Consider the following 20,356-nt stretch of genomic DNA (forward strand, 5'->3'; position numbering starts at 1 on the left):
AGGAGATGGTGGTGGGAGAAGGATTCGAACCTTCGAAGTCTGTGACGGCAGATTTACAGTCTGCTCCCTTTGGCCGCTTGGGTATCCCACCAACATTAAATTGTTTTGCTGTCCGTGACAGCGGGCGCAATAATACCAAATACCTGAGATCTGTAAAGCGCTATTTTACTAAAAACAGACTGACTGCTGTAAAATTGTGCGTATCGTTCGAGCTTTATGCGCTATCGTATTGATTTTAAGCAATATCATCTCTATTAGTAAGAGATAAAAAATAAACCGCGATATGTTTTATATCGCGGTTTACATTTAGATAGTCACACTGTTTGCGTTATTAGTGACAGAAAACTTATAAAATGATTGTTCTGTTACCGTAAACGAAGACACGTTGTGAAAGTACCCAATATAAAGCATGGCTAAGAACATTCTTTTCAACATCTCGACCGGCTCTCATCATATCTTCAGCAGAAAACGTATGGTCAACATTAATCACATTTTGAGTGATGATTGGGCCTTCATCTAAATTATCATTTACGTAGTGTGCTGTTGCACCAATGATTTTCACACCGCGCTCATAAGCCTGATGGTAAGGGCGTGCACCAATAAAGGCAGGTAAGAAAGAGTGGTGAATATTGATAATTTGATTCGGGAAGTTTTGTACAAATGCAGGTGTTAATACACGCATGTATTTTGCGAGTACAACATAATCAGGTTTGTATTGATTAATTTGTGCAATTAACTTTTCATCATGCTGATCACGGGTTAAGCCTTCATGGCTAACAAGATGGAAAGGAATACCAAATTGTTCTACTAGATGTTTTAACGTATCGTGATTACCAATGACGGCGGCAATTTCTACATCCAAATCACCAAATGCACTTTTCATTAATAAGTCACCCAAGCAGTGTGCTTCTTTTGTCACCATAATGACAATGCGACGACGACCTGCGGTATTTAATTCACGTTTTGAGCCTTGTGGTAAGGCATCATCTAAATCTGCAAGAAAGGTTTCATCATTAAAGATACCTTCAAGCTCGGTGCGCATAAAAAAGCGACCTGTACGATGATCAACAAACTCACTATTTTGAACAATATTTAATTGATGTTTGTAGCAAATATTCGTGATTTTAGCGATAAGTCCTTTTGCATCAGGGCAAATAGTACGCAGTATTTTTTTTTGAGTATTTTGGTGTTGCATGTATGGATAAATCCTTTCTTTTACTTCTGTGTTTGCAGTTATTTGATGTTATTTTCACAACATTTTTTGTATTTACGTCCTGAACCACAAGGGCAGGGATCGTTTCGCCCCACTTTCGGTTTCACACCGTCAATATAAAACCAACAGTCATCTATTTTTAGAAAACGAGAGCGTTCATGTAAGTACTGTTTATCATCGGCATTTCTTTCAATAAAGCAAGCCGAGAATTCAACATATGCCTCATTTTTATTTGTGCTTACTTGCGATGAGATAACATTGAGTCCAAGCCATTGTGTATTTGGAAAGCCAGAAACTAATTCATCATGCAAGGAGACAACACGACAAGAGGGATGCCACGTCTTGATTAAGTAATCAGCATTATGTTTAACGAACGCGCTATAACGCGAACGCATCAATGCTTCTGCTGTTGGGGCGTTCTTTTGACCTAAATGGTAAGGCTCACAGCAATTCGAGTAGAATAATTGGCTATTACAGGGGCATAAACTTGACAAAATAATGTCCTAACTCACGTTATCAGTATGACGATTTCCCATAGATTGAAAAAAGTAATGATTGGGAATAATTAACGTCAATGTTGAACTAAACTAATAATGTAGCGCTAATTAATCAGCATGTGAAACGATAGTTACCGGAGTCACCAATGAATAAAGCCTTAGTGGGTAAAAAAATCTTAATAATTGATGATGAGGTCGTTTTTCGCACCATGTTGACGGAATATTTCTCACATGAGAAGGCTTGCGTTTATACAACAGATAACGGTAGCCAAGCATTATCTTTATTAGAAGGGGGATTGCTTCCTGATCTTATTTTATGTGATATCCGTATGCCAGTAATGAATGGTCCCACTTTTTTATGTCATCTTGAACAACGTAAATTGGCTATTCCTGTTATTGCTATTTCATGTACAGATAATATGGCTGAAGTAGATGATATGTTGCGTTTAGGGGCACAAGAGATTTTTCTTAAGCCAATAACACATCTTGAGAAATTAAAACAAAAAGTCATTGAAGTATTATGCCCTGGCTTTTTTGAATCAGTATTAATAGAAGGTATACATTTAGAACCACTTTGGAATAGCTTACGAAAAGATACCCATTATATTCAATCGTTCATAAAACAGATGCAACCACAGGTTAAGCAGATTGTTGCGGGATATTGTGTTAATTATCGTCAATTAAATGATATTGCTAAAATGGGTTTATTATTTGATATTGCGGCTTTATCCGAAGATCAAATTATCTTCTATTGTGTCGATATATCGAGAGATGATGAAAATGGGCTTTTGGTCGCTTTACTCTTACGGGTTGTTTTTAATGATGTATTAAAGTCATCAGAAAAAATACGATCTTTACCAAGTATGTATAATATGTTGAATAAACTAAATAAAATGCTTAATGAGATTGGGGTAAAAGGACAATTTCCTATAACACTAGGATATTATCATACGCAGAAAAAAATATATTATTAGCCTCAGCAGGTTTAAAAGCTGAAATAAAAACAGAAAGTAAAAAATTTGAATTAAATAGCGGTGTTCCCTTAGGTACATTGCAACTTTTATATATTAATCAAGTAAAATGTGAGGGAACAAATTGGCAATGTAAAATTTGGGATAACACAAACCAGATTAAATTAATGTTTTCCCCTATCTATAAAAGTTAAATTTAGATTAAATAAAAACAGAATATCGTGCATATATTAAACATAAATGAAGAACTATCTCAATTAACGGGTAGGACTCTGTTTATCCTTAGATATTAGCTGGTATACTCTGGCGATTATTTTTAATTGTACCCATTCACATCTGAAAGTAGAACGGTACGAATTGCAGGAGAAGTATAATGTCATCAGCAGTGCGTAAAGTTAGAAAAGCGGTGATCCCTGTTGCTGGATTAGGAACACGAATGCTACCTGCAACCAAGGCAATTCCAAAAGAAATGTTGCCAGTGGTTGATAAGCCTCTTATTCAATATGTGGTGAATGAATGTATTGCCGCAGGTATTAATGAAATTGTACTTGTTACACATTCATCTAAAAATTCAATTGAAAACCATTTTGATACAAGTTTTGAATTAGAAGCAATTTTAGAAAAACGAGTAAAACGCCAGTTATTAGAAGAAGTACAAGGCATTTGCCCAAGCCATGTCACTATTATGCAAACTCGTCAGGGAATAGCGAAAGGATTAGGCCATGCCATTTTATGTGCTAAGCCATTAATTGGTGATGAACCTTTCGCTGTTATCCTGCCTGATGTTATTTTAGACAGATACAGTGCTGATTTAACGAAAGTTAACTTAAAAGAGATGCTTTCTCATTTTGAGCGTTCAGGCGCAAGTCAAATCCTTGTTGAGCCTGTTCCTGAAGATGAAGTCTCTAATTATGGTATTGTTGATTGCATGGGTGAAAACTTATTCCCAGGTGATAGCAAACCAATTACTCGTGTTGTTGAAAAACCTAAGAAAGAAGAAGCACCTTCGAATTTATCTATCGTAGGGCGTTATGTGTTATCTGAAAGTATTTGGCCACTATTAGCGAGAACAGCACCTGGTGCCGGAGATGAAATTCAGTTAACGGATGCGATTGCAATGCTGATTGAAAAAGAAGCTGTTGAAGCTTATCACCTGCAAGGGAAAAGCCACGATTGTGGTAATAAATTAGGGTATATGAAAGCCTTCGTAGAGTACGGAATACAGCACGAAGAGTTCGGTGAAGACTTTGCACAATGGCTAAAATCATTAAAGATACAGTGAAATAAAGCCCATTAATAATCATTTATATGGTTAATCTCATTGTATAATTCTTATAAATGAATGATGCATAATAAGCTGATATTTTATGAGAAAAGCTAGATAAAGTGATTGTAAGAGATTAAGGTATGGCTCAATGCATTTAGTATTGAGCCATGTTGATTTCTGTAATGTATGACGATGTTAAGCGTTATGATGTTTAATCTAGGTGATATTAAGCATGATAGCGTTGACATGAAAAATAAATTATTGGGTTATTGAGTAATAATATGAAAATATTGGTAACAGGTGCTGCGGGTTTTATTGGCTATCATATGAGCCAGCGTTTAATCGAAATGGGTTATCATGTTGTCGGAATAGATAACATGAATGATTATTATGATGTGCGTTTAAAAGAAGCTCGATTAGCTAAATTACAACAGCTAGAAAAATTCCATTTTGAGAAACTTGATATCGTTGACTCAGCAAAAGTGGCTCAATTATTTGCATCACACCAATTTGACCGAGTTATTCATTTAGCTGCTCAACCAGGTGTTCGCTATTCAATTGAAAACCCAATGGCATATATTGATGCGAATATTGTTGGGCATATTAATATATTAGAAGGATGTCGCCATAATAAAGTCGGACATCTTATCTATTCCTCTTCAAGCTCGGTTTATGGTTTAAATCAGAAACAGCCTTTCTCAACAGAAGATAGTGTTGATCACCCAGTTTCATTATATGCGGCAACAAAGAAAGCCAATGAGTTAATGTCTCATAGCTATTCACATTTATATCAATTACCGACAACAGGATTACGTTTCTTTACGGTATATGGTCCTTGGGGACGTCCTGATATGGCATTATTTAAATTTACGAAGGCAATGCTAGCTGGCGAACCTATTGATGTTTATAACAGTGGAAATATGACGCGTGATTTCACTTATGTCGATGATATTGTGGGATCTGTTGTTCGATTAGTTAATGTTGTACCAGAAGCAGATGAAAACTGGACAGTAGAGAAAGGTGAAACGTCTTCAAGTTCTGCTCCTTATAAAATCTATAATGTGGGTAATGGGCAGCCAACCAAATTGATGGCATTCATTGAAGCGATAGAAAAGTCACTAAATATTAAAGCTAAATTGAATTTAATGCCAATGCAAGATGGTGATGTGCTTTCTACTTGTGCTGATTGCCAAGACTTGTTTGAGACAATAGGTTTTTCGCCGAATACCGAAGTAGAATATGGCGTAAAACAGTTTGTTGATTGGTATTTAAGTTATTATAAAAATTAATAATATTAGTTTAATTGGATCAAAGAAAAAAGGAGCTATAAAAGCTCCTTTTTCATTATAAATAAAAATAAATAACGCAGTTATTACATTTTTTATTTTCGCTTACCCACATTTAATACAAACAACATCAGCACATATTAAAATTAAACGCTTGTTTAATTAAATGAGGTAAACAAGAAAATACCCTTTTAATTATTTAAAAGGGTATTTCAAATAGAGTATTGACTTAAATTACAGCAGGAAATCGTCTAATGATTTGCCTTCTTCATCAATAGCACGTTTGATTACTGCTGGTGTACGACCTTGGCCTGTCCAAGTTTTAGTTTCACCATTTTCATCAACGTAAGAGTATTTAGCAGGGCGAGCTGCACGTTTAGCACGGCCTGTTTTATTAACAGCACTTGCTTCAAGTAAGTCTGTTGGATCAATACCGGCTTCTTCTAACATTTCACGGTATTTTTGTAATTTTTGAACACGTTCTTCTTCAGCTGCTTTTTCTAATGAGAATTCTTCACGACGCTCATTAACGACAACTTCGAGTTTCTCCAGCATTTCTTCTAAAGTTTCTAAAGAAGTTTCTCTTGCTTGTGCACGGAGAGTACGGATGTTATTTAATATTTTTAAAGATTCGCTCATTTTCCTGGTCTCAAATAAATGTTGTTGGCTGATGTAATACTAATAATAGATTGCTATTTAAATTTCTGCAATACCTAAATACAAACCTTACGTAAAATTTCTTTTTTTTAAACTAATATCTCAACGAAAAAAATAATAAAAGTTGAGGCATCTTTAGTCAATAAAGGAAATATTAGTAAGGAAATGCATCTTTTAACTGATGATAGCGCTAATGCTAAAGAATAGAAAGCTTTGTTCATTTTTTTATAATAACGGACTTTTTTCTAAAAATGGAATCGGACTAACTTTCATACTTTAATAAAGGTATATCAAGGTGTGTTTTAATATGTTAAGTACTTATTAAAGCTATTTATTTTTTAAGCAAAAATTAGCATTAACAACGAAGTTCATCTTTCGGTAGTATATCTAGAATAGAAATAAAGGTAATAAATACTTGTTATGGATAACTTGTAGAATGTTTATGTTAGACTGTCGCTCGTGAAAATAAACACTATTTAAGGAGTGAGCTGATGGCTCAACTTTATTTTTATTATTCAGCCATGAATGCTGGAAAATCAACATCTTTATTGCAATCCTCTTATAACTATAATGAACGAGGAATGCGTACATTGATTTTCACTGCGGCTATTGATACACGCTTTGCAAAGGGGAAGATTAGCTCAAGAATAGGATTAAGTGCGGATGCATTACTCTTTAGTGATGATATGAATATTCGCGACGTTATTGTTGCTGAGCATAACAAACAGCCTATTCACTGTGTATTGATTGATGAATGCCAATTTTTAAGTAAGGCACATGTCGAACAACTTTGCGAAATAACGGATACCTATGATATTCCCGTTCTCACTTATGGATTAAGAACGGATTTTAGAGGTGAGTTATTTACAGGTAGTGCTTATTTATTAGCATGGGCTGATAAACTGGTAGAACTTAAAACAGTATGTTACTGCGGTAGAAAGGCAAATAAAGTATTACGTTTAGATGATAAAGGAAATGTACTGAGTGATGGTGCTCAAGTTGAAATAGGTGGAAATGAAAAATATGTTTCAGTCTGCCGTAAGCATTATACGCAGGCAACGCTAAAAGGGTGTATTGAACAAGAGTAACCTTTTCAATTTCCCTCTTTTACTAATTTGTCAGAGTGAAAGAGGGGGATGAAATAAGAATTCAAATAAAGTGTTATATTACGTAATACTAAAAAATACTTATATATTTTTAATTTTTAGCCAATTTATTGGCTTTTTTTATATCAAATTGCGGTGAGTTTGATTTTCGTCTGTGACGAGATGTTATTTTTTGATGGGGAAATTTATTTATTTCATTATCATTAATCAAAAAAGACATAATCAAATATACGTAAGGTGTTTGTTTTGTGATGTCGATATTGTTTTTTACAAATGATAAGAGAGATAGACATTTGATGCATTTATATTATTCATAGTTTAATAAAATTGAATAAAGATAGTCATGAAATACTGAAAAAATATTTCTTTTATCTATGGTTTGTATAATGAAACATTTATATCGGGTCTTATAGATGCTGATTATAGGATGCTTAATTTGTTATTGAATAAATAAAGCACTTCACTTTATGCCTGTCAATACGGATAAACAGGCTCCTTTTATACTCCTAAAGGAGTAATTTCTATGTGGAAAGCACAAATAGCGACCTTTATTACGTTCGCCAGCTAGCAAGCCTCATTTCGATAATATTTTATTGAAATTATGTTTTTTATAAATCCAATGTAGCTAGGGATATAAAATATTTATATTTCTATATTTTGATCACTAATTAATAATCAAAATGATGAAGTCTATTTATTTTTATCGGATAAGAAGAAAAGCACGATTGTAAATCGTAAAGCGAACACAATAGCTTCACATATCGTTATAGTCATTTTATGAAGAAAATAAGGTAAGAATGAAATAATTATACCAACTAATGAAAGAGGAAAAGAGTTTGATGCGCCTTGTAATCATCTCTAAGGCATTTTTTATAATATGGTAATGCGATGGTATGACTTGAATGATAAGTTGTTCAGCGTCTTTTTTAGAGCTAATTATGAACGCATAAAGGAAGACACTATTTTTATAGTAAAAACCAAACTTTTTAACTAGGTGTAAATACCTATAATTTATGACTGAATAGTGACTTATCCCGCCTTATTCCTCAATCTCAGAAATCAGTAGCAAAATGCATATAAACAAATGATCAGCCATAAAAAAACCCAGCCATAGGACTGGGTTTCTATTTAAGAACAAATAACCGAAATATCGAGGATCACATTAACACAGTGTGTTTCGATTATTTTTTACTGCTTTTTTTAGCTGGTTTTGCTTCTTCTTTTACTTCAACAACGGGATGCTCATTAAATTCACGACCGTAGTAAGAATCTAATAACAGTTGTTTCAGTTCAGAGATCAGTGGGTAACGTGGGTTAGCACCAGTACATTGATCATCAAACGCATCTTCAGATAATTTATCAACTCTTGCTAAGAAATCACTTTCTTGAACACCAGCTTCACGAATAGAAGATGGAATGCCTAATGAAGATTTCATTTCTTCTAACCAAGCTAACAATTTTTCAATTTTAGCAGCAGTACGGTCACCTGGTGCTGAAAGTTCTAAGTGATCAGCAATTTCTGCATAACGACGACGTGCTTGAGGACGGTCGTATTGGCTAAATGCAGTTTGTTTTGTTGGGTTGTCATTAGCGTTATAACGAATAACGTTTGAAATTAATAACGCATTAGCTAAACCGTGAGGAATATGGAACTCAGAGCCTAATTTATGCGCCATTGAGTGACAAACACCCAAGAATGCGTTAGCAAAAGCAATACCTGCAATAGTTGCCGCATTATGAACACGCTCACGAGCAACAGGGTTTTTTGCGCCTTCATGATAACTTGCAGGCAGATATTCTTTCAGTAATTTTAATGCTTGCAGTGCTTGCCCATCAGAATATTCGTTCGCTAATACAGAAACATAGGCTTCTAATGCGTGAGTTACAGCGTCTAAACCACCAAATGCACACAGAGATTTAGGCATATTCATAACAAGGTTTGCATCAACGATAGCCATATCTGGGGTTAATGCATAGTCTGCTAATGGATATTTTTGGCCTGTTTCGTCATCAGTTACTACCGCAAATGGTGTTACTTCAGAGCCAGTACCTGATGTTGTTGTGATAGCAACCATTTGTGCTTTCACACCCATTTTCGGGAATTTGTAAATACGTTTACGGATATCCATAAAGCGTAATGCTAATTCTTCGAAATGAGTTTCAGGGTGTTCATACATAACCCACATGATTTTCGCCGCATCCATTGGTGAACCACCACCTAATGCGATGATCACATCAGGTTTAAAGCTGTTCATTTGTTCTGCGCCTTTACGCACAATACTTAATGTAGGATCGGCTTCAACTTCAAAGAAGACTTCTGTTTCAACGCCAAATTTTTTCAGTACGCGAGTGACTTCATCAACATAACCATTGTTGAATAAGAAACTGTCGGTCACGATAAAGGCACGTTTTTTACCGTCAGTCGCAATCTCTTCAAGAGCGATAGGTAAACAGCCACGGCGGAAGTAAATAGATTTTGGAAGTTTATGCCACAACATATTTTCTGCTCTTTTCGCCACGGTTTTAGTGTTGATAAGGTGTTTTGGCCCTACGTTTTCAGAAATGGAGTTACCACCCCATGAACCGCAACCTAATGTTAGAGAAGGAGCAAGCTTAAAGTTGTATAAGTCACCAATACCACCTTGAGATGCTGGAGTATTGATTAAAATACGAGATGTTTTCATTTTGTCGCCGAAGTAGGCAACATGTTCAGGACAGTTATCTTGGTCTGTATATAAGCAAGAAGTGTGACCGATACCACCCATCTCAACTAATTTTTCAGCTTTTAGCACCGCATCTTCAAACGATTGAGCATGATACATGGCTAATAGTGGAGATAATTTCTCGTGAGCAAATGGTTCTGCTTCTGTTGTTTCTTTGACTTCACCAATTAAAATTTTGGTATTTACAGGTACTTCAATGCCAGCCATTTCAGCAATTTTTGTTGCAGGTTGACCCACGATAGCTGCGTTTAAGTTACCGTCTTTTAAGATGATGTCTTGAACAGCTTTTAATTCTTTACCTGTCAGCATGTAACCGCCATGAGTTGAGAAACGCTCACGAACTTGTTTGTAAATGCTGTCAACAACGATAACAGATTGCTCTGATGCACAAATTACGCCGTTATCGAAAGTTTTAGACATTAAGATTGAAGCCACTGCACGTTTGATATCAGCAGAATCATCAATAACCACTGGTGTATTACCTGCACCAACACCGATAGCTGGTTTACCAGAACTATACGCTGCTTTAACCATGCCTGGACCACCTGTCGCTAAGATCAGGTTAATATCATCATGGTGCATTAACGCGTTAGATAGGGCAACAGAAGGCTCATCAATCCAACCGATAATATCTTTTGGTGCGCCAGCAGCGATAGCTGCATTTAAGACGATTTCAGCTGCACGGTTTGTCGCTTCTTTTGCACGAGGGTGTGGAGAGAAGATAATACCATTACGTGTTTTTAAGCTAATTAATGCTTTAAAAATCGCAGTAGAAGTTGGGTTAGTTGTTGGTACGATACCACAGATGATCCCAATAGGTTCAGCAATGGTTATTGTGCCGTAAGTCAGATCTTCAGATAAGATACCGCAGGTTTTTTCGTCTTTATACGCATTGTAGATGTACTCAGAAGCAAAGTGGTTTTTAATCACTTTATCTTCAACGATACCCATACCAGACTCTTTAACAGCCAATTTTGCAAGAGGAATACGGGCATCAGCGGCAGCTAATGCAGCAGCACGGAAAATAGCATCAACTTGTTCTTGAGAGAAGTTAGCAAATTCACGTTGAGCTTTTTTTACACGAGCAACCAAATCATTGAGTTCAGTAACGTTAGTTACGGACATAAAGAGACTCCTGATAAAATGTTAAATTTTTTAAGCAAATTAGCCGTTATCGTCATAACTAATAAGAATAGCTTAGATAGATGATAATGTGCTTATTTCAGTAATAATTATAAGAGGGCATAATTTGCTTAAAAAACTTAAAAAAAACAATAATAAAGGTAAATATATTTTCGAAGTAACCCTCTTTCTTCGAATGGTAACAGCTTACCATCTTTCTAATTAATTAACGTGATGTATGTCACAAAATTAGCAAGCTGACACCTTTCAGCAAGGCTATTTATGAGAATGATTCTTATATGAAATAAATATTCAACGATTTTTTTGTCGTATACTCTATTTCGATATAAAATTAAACCACTAGGTTTTGATCAGTTTACAAGAGAATATTTTAGGTAAAAACTTGTTAACTAATAGAATTAACTGGTTTATTGATTTAAAGTAACGCGCATTTTTTGGAGTTACTCTATCTTTTATAGAATAATTCGCATGTTTATTAGCCAAGAAGGGGCTTTTCATGGGGTCACTGCTGGATTTATCCGGTTATATTAAATTTTTTGTCGGTCTTTTTGCGATTGTAAACCCAATTGGTATTTTGCCTGTCTTTATCAGTATGACGAGTTATCAAACTGATGCAGGGCGTAACAAAACAAACTTAATTGCGAATGGCTCCGTTGCAATTATTTTAGTTTCTTCTCTGTTAATCGGTGATTCTATACTGAGTATTTTTGGTATTTCTATCGACTCGTTTCGTATAGCAGGGGGAATACTGATTGTTACTATTGCAATGACAATGATAAATGGGCGTTTAGGGGAAGATAAACAAAACAATCAAGAACGAAACGAATCCGCAGTACGTAATAGTGTTGCAGTTGTACCTTTAGCATTACCATTAATGGCAGGGCCTGGAGCAATCAGTTCTTGTATTGTGTGGAGCTCTCGCTGGGAAGGCTTTACTAACTTTTTAGGATTAGCCGCAACCAGTATCTTTTTTGCATTCTGTTGTTGGTTACTTTTCCGTAGTGCAACATTATTAGTGAAATATTTAGGGCAAACAGGCATTAACGTCGTTACTCGTATAATGGGCTTATTATTAATGTCGTTAGGTATTGAATTTATTGTGACCGGATTACGTTCTATTTTCCCGGGCTTATTAGTGTAAACACAGCGCAGTGCTATTAAAAGAGCAGTATGAATCACTCAAATACTGCTCTGCTCCTTTCTTCACATCTGTTTTTCTTTTATTTCAATCAAGGCGATGTATCCCTTTTGATAAAGCTTTTCGATCATAATGTTGTGTTAACTCACCATTTTCCATGAGTGCGGCTCTATCAGACATATGAGCAATCACATCGGCATCATGGCTTACTAATAAATATGTCATATGATGCTGTTTTTTCAGTGTGTTAAGCAGGTTTAAGATCTCGGCTTGTACTGACATATCTAGTGCTGAAGTTGGCTCGTCTAAAAGTAATAATTGAGGTTGTAATAAAAGGGCTCTCGCAATAGCGACACGTTGGCGCTGTCCACCAGAAAGTTGATGAGGATAACGACTTGTTACATCCGCAGGCAAACCAACTTGGGCTAATGCTTGCTCAATCGTATCTTTGTCAAAAGGAATTTGATGGATTTTTAAAGGCTCAGAAAACGCCCGTTCAATACGGTGTTGAGGGTGTAAAGAGGCGTAGGGATCTTGAAATACCATTTGTATATTACGGCGTAATGTCCCTTGAAAACGTTGTCGAGGTTTAATAGTTTGCCCTAAAAGCGATATATTACCTTGCCAATGGGGCAATAACCCAGCAATTACACGTAAAACAGTCGACTTTCCACAGCCAGAACGACCTATTAAGCTAAAGGTTTCACCTTGTTGAACATGTAAATTAATTCCTTTTACAACGTGCTTGGCTTGTTTACCTTGCTCAAATTGAACATGTAAATCATGAATATCAATTAGCATGATGTATTCCCTTGAAATTAAGCATTCTATCTAATACGGGCAATTGAGTGCCATAAGTGCTTGCATTGGGTCTACATGTCCAAAGTGTACGTGTATAAGGATGCGTGGCGGTAGGTAAGTCTTTGGCACTAAGTTCATCGACTTGTTCGCCTTGGTACATCACCATGACACGTTCGCAATATTCGGCAACAAGGGGCAAGTCATGGCTAATTAGCAATAAGCCCATATTACGTTGTTCACACTGTGTGGTGATCAGTTCAAGGATTTGATGGCGAAGCTGAGCATCAAGTGCCGATGTCGGTTCATCGGCAATTAAAATAGTAGGGTTATTAATTAGCGCAATAGCTATCATTGCTCGTTGCCCCATACCACCTGATAATTCACCGGGATAGCGATAAATATTCTGTTCAGGTAAACCAACAGACAGCAGTGTATCGATGATAAGTTGGCGTCTATCTTGGCGCGAAAGTTTTTGATGCTGTTTTACGGTTTCTTCTACTTGTTGATAAATGGTTTTTACAGGATTTAAGGCGTAACGAGGATCTTGTAGTACCATTGAAATTGTATTACCTCGAATGTTATTCCATTGGCGAGACGAGAAATCCAATAGATTACTTCCTTGCAAGCTTAGTTTATCTGCGCTGACTTTTCCCGGCTGACGAACTAATCCCATTAATGCACGAGCGGTCATTGACTTGCCTGAGCCTGATTCGCCAACAACTGCCAAACGCTCTTGCCCTAAAGTGAAAGAGACATTATTGACCACTCTTGCCTTTGGGAAATCAATACAGAGGTTATTTACTTCAATTAATGGTGTTTTATTCATGGGTATCTCCCAATACATCGCGTAATCCATCACCCAATAAATTAAATGCCAGACTGCTGATTAAAATTGCTGTACCCGGAATAGCGGCAACCCACCATTGATCAAAAATAACAGGCATGCCTTCTGCGATCATTGCTCCCCATTCCGCCATCGGTGGGCGAGCACCTAATCCCAGAAAACCCAATCCTGCTGCCGCGAGGATAATCACCGCTAAGTTCAGCGCTAAACGAACAATGGCTGAAGGTAAACACAGGGGTAAAATATGTCCCCATAACAGTCGGATACCCTTAATTCCCATCATTTCAGCTGCAGCAAGATAATCACTATTGCGTAAATGTTGAATTTCACTGCGCGATTGTCGCGCATAAGCTGGCCATGCAGTTAAAGCCAGTGCTAATGCACCATTGAGTAGGCCAGGGCCTAACATTGCGACAAAAGCGAAAGCGAGAATAAGGGAAGGCATTGACATCACAATATCGGTGAAGCGCATTAAAATACGTTCAGTCCAACCACCGTAATATCCAGATAAAATCCCAATCAATAATCCTAAAGGTAACGTAATAAGCGCCACCAGTCCCACTAAGCCTAGCATGGGGCGAGTACCATAGATAAGGCGAGAAAGAATATCGCGCCCATAATTATCTGTGCCTAACCAATGTTCAGCATTGGGCGCTAATAAACGTTGGGCTGCATGTTGCCAATTTGGATCATAAGGGGCTAGCCAAGGTGCAAAAATCGCAATAATTAACAGTAAAATGAGCAACGATAAACCGATAAATGCGGAAGGCGAACGCGCTATTTTTCTTAAAAATGAGGATGACATTAGCGGAGCCTCGGATCAGTCAAACGAATAACGATATCGGTCATATTATTAATAAAGACAAAGCATAAACCGATAATTAAAGTACCGCCCATAATGGCTGTGGTATCACCCGCAAAAAGCGCTGTTGTGAGATATCGCCCAATTCCTGGCCAAGAAAAGACCGTTTCTGTCAATACGGCACCTTCTAACATGCCAGTGTAAGACAGGGCGATAATAGTCATTAAAACACCACGAATATTAGGCAGTACGTGATAAAAAAGAATACGCAACTCGCCAATACCTTTTGCTCTTGCTAACGTGACATACTCTTTATTCATCTCGTTTAAGCAGGCTGAGCGAGTTAAGCGAGTGATAGAAGCTAAGGCAAAATACGCTAATAGAGAAACTGGTAAAATAAGGTGCGATAACGCATTAAAAAAAGCATCTTTATCGCCAGCTAATAATGTATCAATTAATGCAAAACCCGTTATGGGTTCAATGGTGAATTGATAGATATCGTCTAATCGTCCGGGACCAGCAGTCCATTGCAATGTGGCGTAGAAGATCAATAACAAAATCAAACCTAGCCAGAAAATAGGGACTGAACTACCTAATAACGTCAGAATTCGCAAAATAAAATCGAGGGGAGTTCCCACAAATCGCGCACATAAAACGCCGAATAAAATTCCGAGACTGGCACCAATCAGTAATGCAACAGTTGCTAATTCCAATGTCGCGGGGAAAGTCGCTAACAAATCATCAAGAACAGGCTGGCCTGTTGATGTCGCGGTACCTAAATGTCCTTGCAGCAGTGCTTCCACATAGTGAAAAAACTGCATGTAGATAGGTAAATCCAGCCCTAACTCATGTTTTACTTGGTTGTAGGTTTCGAGGCTTGCGTGATCACCGACAATTTGTAAAACAGGGTCGACGGGGGAAAGTGCAGAAAGCGTAAAAGTGATGACAAGAAGCCCTAAAAGAGTCAGCACCAGTGTCAATATTCCTTGAGCAAAGGTAATTAACTGACCTTTTAGACGAAAAGGTAACGTCATAGCAGTATTCATACAGCAATAGCCTAGTGAAATGACAAAAAATAGACCATCCACAGTAACATGACTGTGGATGGTTTCAGAAAAAATATTACTTAGTTACTTTGTCATAATAGACCATATCTGCATTTAGACCTTGTGCATAACCTTTGACGTTATCGCGCATGACGATTTGGTTTTTACCTTGGTCGATAAACACATAAGGTGAGCTACGTTGTAACTCTTTTTGCATTTCAGTATAGAGCGATTGACGTTTTGTTTTGTCCGCTTCATTAAGTGCTGCCAATGTTTGCTGACTTAATTCAGGAATTTTCCAGCCATTTAACCAAGCAACAGTGTTGGATTGTCCGTCATTATAAGCAAAGGCACTGGCATTTGAGTGAGCATCAAAATAATCAGGGATCCAAAAGCGGATCGCTGCTTGATGTTGTTTAGCGCGCACACGACTATACACTTGGCTACCCGCAGCAGGTAATAAATCAACTTGTACACCTGCTTGAGCAAAACTTGCTTGAATGGATTGCGCCACAGTGATGTAAGGGACTTTATTTTCTACATCTAACGTAAAGCGTGCATTGGTAATGCCTGCTTTAGCTAAAATTGCTTTGGCTTTTTCTGGATCAAACGTAAATGGATTATCTTTTAATGCGCCCGGTAAACCTACAGGTAAAAAACTTTGGTGAATAAAATACTGACCACGCATTAAGTCTTCAGTAATACCTTTGTAGTCAATTAAATAGCGCGAAGCTTCCCAAAAAGCAGGGTTACTCAGTGCAGGATTTCCACTGGCAGTATTAAACACCATATACACTTGTTCAGCAGAAGGGATATCTAAAATTTTGATCCCTGCTTTGCCTGCTAATGCAGCAGTCTGGTCTGTGCCTAATTCGCGTGCAATATCTGCATCGCCTTTTTCAATTAGTAAGCGACGAGATGCGGGATCAGGCACGTTTTTAATAATAATATTTGCCATTTTAGGCGCGCCAGTTGGCGAAAGTGGGTTAGCTTCTAACACAATGGCTTGACGCGGTTGATAAGCGCGCATTTTGTATGCACCACTTCCTGCTGAATTCATTTTTAGCCAGCTATTACCAAAGTCATTATTTTTAACATGAGCAGAAACCAGCTTTTCATCAACAATAGAAGCAATCGGGGTTGAAAGGATATTTAGCACAACATCAGGGCTGACATCGGCAGTCCAGCGTACTTCCAATTCGTTATCACTGATTTTTTTTAGCAACGAATTGATGTTATCTGTTTTCCAACCCAAGACATTTAGAATAAAGGCAGGTGATTTATTCATGGTGATCGCACGCTGATAAGAGAAGATAATATCTTCAGGACGCACAGCGTTGCCCGATGCAAATTTTGCGTTGGGTTTAATTTTAAATACGATTGTTTTTTGTTCAGGATTTGCTTGCCAACTTTCAACTAAAATGGGTTCATTAATTTCTGGATTATCACGATTAGGTTGAACAATACGTTGGTATAAACTCGGTACAGTCTGAATACTCGATAACTCATTACTTTCAGCAGGATCAAGGCTGACAATATCATCAAGCCCTTGTACCACAATTAATGTATTAGCAGGTGTTGCTGCAAATGCCGGTACGGAAAGGGCACCCACAACGAATAATGATAATAATTTTGCTTTCATGAGACGCTCCCTGAAACGGTGTAGCTAAAGTCGTTATGTCAATAACTTATTAGTTATTACTTTGTGAAATTAACTTAGGCAAAACGTGACCAATGCGCAAAGTTTTAATTACGCTTACATATAACTCTTCGTTATAAGTGGCTAAAATTAATTATGGTAGAAGAATAATTAACCGCAAGAATAGGATGATGAAATACTCCTTTAGTAGTAACCCATTGACTATTAAGTTGTAGTAGCTGAATTGATTAAGCTGTATTTGATATTCATCAATATCCCTTATGAGTAGTTTCGTATTTTAGCCTTAGAAATCTTTAAATCTGAGGCAAAAATGAGCAAGAAAACACTCGCAATCATCGGTAATGGTATGGTGGGGCACCGTTATATCGAAGAGTTGATTGATAAAGGTGGCAATGAAGAATTTAATATTGTCGTCTTTTGTGAAGAACCTCGCGTTGCATATGATAGAGTCCATCTCTCCTCTTATTTCTCCCATCACACCGCAGAAGAACTCTCTTTAGTTAAACAAGGCTATTACGAAAAACACCAAATAGAAGTATTAATTGGTGAGCGTGTTATTACCATTAATCGTGACGAAAAAGTGGTACACACTAATACGGGGCGTTGTGTTAGTTACGATAAGTTAGTGATGGCAACGGGCTCTTATCCATGGGTTCCTCCAATTAAGGGAAATAACTCATCAGATTGCTTTGTCTATCGGACTATTGAAGATTTAAATGCAATCGAATCTTGCGCACGTATTAGTCGTAAAGGGGCGGTGATTGGTGGAGGACTTTTAGGTTTAGAAGCCGCTGGTGCGCTAAAAAGTTTGGGTATTGAAACTCACGTTATCGAGTTTGCACCAACATTAATGGCAGAACAGCTTGATGCATTAGGTGGTGAGCAACTTAAGCGAAAAATAGAGCGTATGGGTGTAAAAGTGCATACGTCTAAAAATACACAAGAAATATTATCGACGGGAGAAAGCGCACGTAAGACACTGCAATTTGCAGATGGTACTTCTCTTGAAGTTGACTTTATTGTGTTCTCCACAGGTATTCGCCCAAAAGATAAATTAGCTCGCCAATGTGATTTAGATATCGCACCAAGAGGCGGTATTGTTATTAATGATTATTGCCAAACAACCGATCCTGATATTTACGCCATTGGTGAATGTGCATCTTGGCAAAATAAAACGTTCGGCTTAGTTGCACCGGGCTACAAAATGGCGCAAGTAGCGGTTGATAATCTATTAGGTCATCACTCTGTATTCCAAGGCGCCGATTTAAGCGCAAAATTAAAACTTCTTGGTGTTGATGTGGGCGGTATCGGTGATGCTCACGGTCGTCAAGAAGGGTGTCGTAGTTATATTTATCTCGATGAAGGCAAAGAAATTTATAAACGCCTGATTGTCAGTGAAGATAACAAATACCTACTAGGCGCAGTATTAGTAGGCGATACAGAAGATTATGGCAATCTTTTGCAACTATCACTGAACACTATTGAATTACCAGAGCATCCAGACTCCTTAATTTTGCCTGCACATGCAGGAAGTAAGCCAGCAATTGGTGTTGATTCCTTGCCTGAAACTGCACAAATCTGCTCTTGTTTTGATGTGACAAAAGGCGACATTATTCAAGCAATTGAACGAGGATGTCATACAGTCGCTGCTATTAAGGCAGAAACCAAAGCGGGCACAGGGTGTGGTGGCTGTATTCCATTGGTGACTCAAGTTTTAAATGCAGAATTAGCAAAACAAGGTATCGAAGTTAATCACCATCTTTGTGAGCATTTTCACTATTCTCGCCAAGAGCTTTATCATCTTATTCGCGTAGAAGGGCTGAAAAGTTTTGATGAATTGTTGAAAAAACATGGTCAAGGTTATGGCTGTGAAATATGTAAACCAACAGTGGGTTCATTGCTTGCTTCATGTTGGAACGATTATATCTTGCGTGATGATTTAGTTGCTCTGCAAGATACTAATGATAACTTCCTTGCGAATATGCAAAAAGATGGGACTTATTCCATTATTCCTCGCTCTCCAGGTGGTGAAATTACACCCGCAGGCATTATTGCTATTGGGCAAATTGCTCAAGAATATAATCTATATACCAAAATTACTGGCTCGCAACGCATGGCGATGTTCGGTGCGCATAAACAGGATTTACCCGCTATTTGGGAAAAACTGATTGCTGCGGGTTTTGAAACAGGTCATGCCTATGCGAAAGCACTGCGCATGGTAAAAACGTGTGTGGGCAGCAGTTGGTGTCGTTTTGGCGTCGGTGATAGTGTCGGTTTGGGGGTTGCGTTAGAGCATCGCTATAAAGGCATTAGAACACCTCATAAGATGAAATTTGGTGTCTCAGGTTGCACCCGTGAATGTTCTGAAGCGCAAGGAAAAGATGTGGGGATTATCGCCACAGATAAAGGTTGGAACCTCTATTTTGGTGGAAATGGCGGTATGAAACCACGCCATGGTGATCTCTTTGCATCTGATCTCGATGAAGAAACTTTAGTACATTATATCGACCGTTTTATGATGTTTTATATTCGCACCGCCGATAAACTGCAACGCACTTCAGTGTGGCTAGATAATTTAGAAGGCGGTATTGAATATTTACGTGATGTCATTATTAACGACAAATTAGGCTTAAATGCACAGTTAGAAAAAGAACTGAAAGCCTTACAAGAACGTGTCGCTTGTGAATGGAAAGAAACAGTTGATTCTCCAAAAGCATTAAAACGTTTTGCCCACTTTATTAATAATCCAATGCCTGATCCGACTGTACAAACGGTAAAAGAACGTTTTCAACACCGTCCCGCACGTTTACATGAACGTATTGATATCAAAATGATCACTGAGGAGGCGCAATCATGAGCCAATGGATAGCTGTTTGCCAATTAGATGACATTACGCCAGGAACAGGTGTTTGTGCGCTGGTGGAACAAGATCACGTTGCCATATTTCGCCCTTATTCTGATGCACGTTTATATGCGTTAAGCAATATAGATCCCTTTGCACATTCGAGTGTTTTATCTCGAGGGCTGATCGCTGAACATGAAAATGAGTTGTATATCGTCAGTCCGCTGAAAAAACAGCATTTTCGTTTAACGGATGGTTTTTGCCTTGAAGATGAGAGTTTCTCGATCACCCATTTTGACGTCAAGGTTGAAGGCAATACTGTCAGCGTACGTAGCCGTAATGAATTATCTCAATAAATAG

At 37.6% G+C, this 20,356-nt stretch carries 16 protein-coding genes and 1 tRNA gene; 7 read left to right on the forward strand and 10 right to left on the reverse strand.

The features are described 5' to 3' along the window. Positions 1 to 6: 6 nt before the first annotated feature. The 3 genes from ABN212_RS07775 to ABN212_RS07785 form a co-directional block, all read right to left on the reverse strand. Positions 7 to 91, reverse strand: a tRNA-Tyr gene (locus ABN212_RS07775). A gap of 255 nt (positions 92 to 346) precedes the next feature. Further along, positions 347 to 1,195, reverse strand: coding sequence for a formyltetrahydrofolate deformylase (gene purU / locus ABN212_RS07780; protein WP_069368973.1), 849 nt, complete (start codon positions 1,193 to 1,195; stop codon positions 347 to 349). 38 nt (positions 1,196 to 1,233) lie between these two features. Continuing rightward, entirely contained in the window at positions 1,234 to 1,707 is a 474-nt protein-coding gene (locus ABN212_RS07785; protein WP_198619927.1) for a YchJ family protein, read from the reverse strand. Between the two features lie 149 nt (positions 1,708 to 1,856). On the opposite strand from ABN212_RS07785, the gene rssB reads away from it, so the two are divergent. The 3 genes from rssB to ABN212_RS07800 all read left to right on the forward strand — a co-directional run bounded on the left by rssB (position 1,857) and on the right by ABN212_RS07800 (position 5,237). Beyond that, on the forward strand, positions 1,857 to 2,684 hold the full coding sequence (gene rssB, locus ABN212_RS07790) for a two-component system response regulator RssB (protein ID WP_349443084.1): 828 nt from the start codon (positions 1,857 to 1,859) through the stop codon (positions 2,682 to 2,684). A gap of 370 nt (positions 2,685 to 3,054) precedes the next feature. Next, on the forward strand, positions 3,055 to 3,963 hold the full coding sequence (galU, locus tag ABN212_RS07795; RefSeq protein ID WP_198619929.1) for a UTP--glucose-1-phosphate uridylyltransferase GalU: 909 nt from the start codon (positions 3,055 to 3,057) through the stop codon (positions 3,961 to 3,963). Between the two features lie 266 nt (positions 3,964 to 4,229). Then, the gene (locus tag ABN212_RS07800; protein WP_198619930.1) at positions 4,230 to 5,237 is read left to right on the forward strand and encodes an NAD-dependent epimerase; all 1,008 of its coding nucleotides are present in this window, start codon (positions 4,230 to 4,232) and stop codon (positions 5,235 to 5,237) included. 231 nt (positions 5,238 to 5,468) lie between these two features. Here ABN212_RS07800 and hns read toward each other — a convergent pair whose 3' ends face one another. After that, the gene (gene hns, locus ABN212_RS07805) at positions 5,469 to 5,873 is read right to left on the reverse strand and encodes a histone-like nucleoid-structuring protein H-NS (RefSeq protein WP_088495367.1); all 405 of its coding nucleotides are present in this window, start codon (positions 5,871 to 5,873) and stop codon (positions 5,469 to 5,471) included. A 509-nt stretch (positions 5,874 to 6,382) separates the two neighbouring features. Here hns and ABN212_RS07810 point away from each other — a divergent pair. Next, complete coding sequence (locus tag ABN212_RS07810) at positions 6,383 to 6,979, forward strand: thymidine kinase (protein WP_023581977.1); 597 nt, start codon at positions 6,383 to 6,385, stop codon at positions 6,977 to 6,979. Between the two features lie 1,199 nt (positions 6,980 to 8,178). Here ABN212_RS07810 and adhE read toward each other — a convergent pair. Continuing rightward, a complete protein-coding gene (adhE, locus tag ABN212_RS07815; protein WP_109372116.1) occupies positions 8,179 to 10,845 on the reverse strand; it encodes a bifunctional acetaldehyde-CoA/alcohol dehydrogenase in 2,667 nt (888 codons plus the stop codon). 514 nt (positions 10,846 to 11,359) lie between these two features. Between adhE and ABN212_RS07820 the strand changes: the two genes are divergently transcribed. Then, positions 11,360 to 12,004, forward strand: coding sequence for a YchE family NAAT transporter (locus ABN212_RS07820; protein WP_109372118.1), 645 nt, complete (start codon positions 11,360 to 11,362; stop codon positions 12,002 to 12,004). A gap of 84 nt (positions 12,005 to 12,088) precedes the next feature. Here ABN212_RS07820 and ABN212_RS07825 read toward each other — a convergent pair whose 3' ends face one another. The 5 genes from ABN212_RS07825 to ABN212_RS07845 all read right to left on the reverse strand — a co-directional run bounded on the left by ABN212_RS07825 (position 12,089) and on the right by ABN212_RS07845 (position 17,136). Continuing rightward, positions 12,089 to 12,805, reverse strand: coding sequence for an ABC transporter ATP-binding protein (locus tag ABN212_RS07825; protein WP_349443134.1), 717 nt, complete (start codon positions 12,803 to 12,805; stop codon positions 12,089 to 12,091). Next, the gene (locus ABN212_RS07830; RefSeq protein ID WP_198619931.1) at positions 12,792 to 13,628 is read right to left on the reverse strand and encodes an ABC transporter ATP-binding protein; all 837 of its coding nucleotides are present in this window, start codon (positions 13,626 to 13,628) and stop codon (positions 12,792 to 12,794) included. Before ABN212_RS07830 ends, ABN212_RS07825 begins: the two co-directional genes overlap by 14 nt. Further along, on the reverse strand, positions 13,621 to 14,451 hold the full coding sequence (locus tag ABN212_RS07835) for an ABC transporter permease (protein WP_100160281.1): 831 nt from the start codon (positions 14,449 to 14,451) through the stop codon (positions 13,621 to 13,623). The genes ABN212_RS07830 and ABN212_RS07835 overlap by 8 nt, the downstream gene beginning before the upstream one ends. Continuing rightward, positions 14,451 to 15,494: an ABC transporter permease gene (locus ABN212_RS07840; RefSeq protein ID WP_196532557.1), complete on the reverse strand. Its 1,044-nt coding sequence runs from the start codon at positions 15,492 to 15,494 to the stop codon at positions 14,451 to 14,453. Before ABN212_RS07840 ends, ABN212_RS07835 begins: the two co-directional genes overlap by 1 nt. Positions 15,495 to 15,570: 76 nt before the next feature. Further along, positions 15,571 to 17,136, reverse strand: a complete 1,566-nt coding sequence (locus tag ABN212_RS07845) for an ABC transporter substrate-binding protein (protein WP_349443085.1) — start codon at positions 17,134 to 17,136, stop codon at positions 15,571 to 15,573. 328 nt (positions 17,137 to 17,464) lie between these two features. Between ABN212_RS07845 and nirB the strand changes: the two genes are divergently transcribed. Together nirB and nirD are read left to right on the forward strand one after the other, a co-directional pair. Then, positions 17,465 to 20,011 (forward strand): nitrite reductase large subunit NirB, encoded by a 2,547-nt coding sequence (gene nirB / locus ABN212_RS07850; RefSeq protein WP_198619933.1) that lies wholly within the window; start codon positions 17,465 to 17,467, stop codon positions 20,009 to 20,011. Further along, positions 20,008 to 20,352, forward strand: a complete 345-nt coding sequence (nirD, locus tag ABN212_RS07855) for a nitrite reductase small subunit NirD (protein ID WP_349443086.1) — start codon at positions 20,008 to 20,010, stop codon at positions 20,350 to 20,352. The genes nirB and nirD overlap by 4 nt, the downstream gene beginning before the upstream one ends. The last annotated feature ends 4 nt before the right edge of the window (positions 20,353 to 20,356 follow it).

Source organism: Proteus genomosp. 6, assembly GCF_040139785.1.
In the GTDB taxonomy this organism is placed as follows: Bacteria; Pseudomonadota; Gammaproteobacteria; order Enterobacterales; family Enterobacteriaceae; genus Proteus.